This is a genomic window from Aromatoleum toluolicum, from assembly GCF_012911005.2.
Taxonomy (GTDB): domain Bacteria; phylum Pseudomonadota; class Gammaproteobacteria; order Burkholderiales; family Rhodocyclaceae; genus Aromatoleum; species Aromatoleum toluolicum.
Genome location: NZ_WTVS01000203.1, coordinates 1 through 460, shown reverse-complemented (window position 1 = coordinate 460; position 460 = coordinate 1). Strand labels below are relative to the sequence as shown.

The 460-nt window shown below is 65.7% G+C and carries 1 protein-coding gene; it reads right to left on the bottom strand.

The window, feature by feature from the left end:
• A partial coding sequence (locus GPA27_RS28375; RefSeq protein ID WP_272501154.1) for a 5'-3' exonuclease occupies positions 1 to 460 on the bottom strand: 460 nt, incomplete at both ends.

The following is a 460-nucleotide window of genomic DNA, read 5'->3' as shown; positions in this document are numbered from 1 at the left end:
GGTTGTTGCCTGCCACGCCTTTGATGGCGTCGGCGTTGGCAATCAGGTTGTCGAGCGAGCCGTACTCTTCCAGCCACTTGGCGGCCGTCTTGGGGCCCACCTTGGCAACGCCGGGCACGTTGTCCACGGTGTCGCCCACCAGCGCCTGGTAGTCCACCATCAGCGTGGGTGGCACGCCAAACTCTGCTGTCACGCCTGCCACGTCGCGGCGCTTGCCGCTCATGGTGTCGATGATGGTGATGTGCTCATTGACCAGCTGGCTCAAATCCTTGTCGCCGCTGGACACGATGACCTCAATGCCCTGTGCGGCCGCCACGTGGGCCAAGGTGGCGATCACGTCGTCAGCCTCCACGCCGGGCACGGCCACCACCTTCCAGCCCAGCAGGTCCACCACCTCATGGATGGGCGCGATCTGGCTGCGCAGGTCGTCGGGCATGGGCGAGCGCGTGGCCTTGTACTC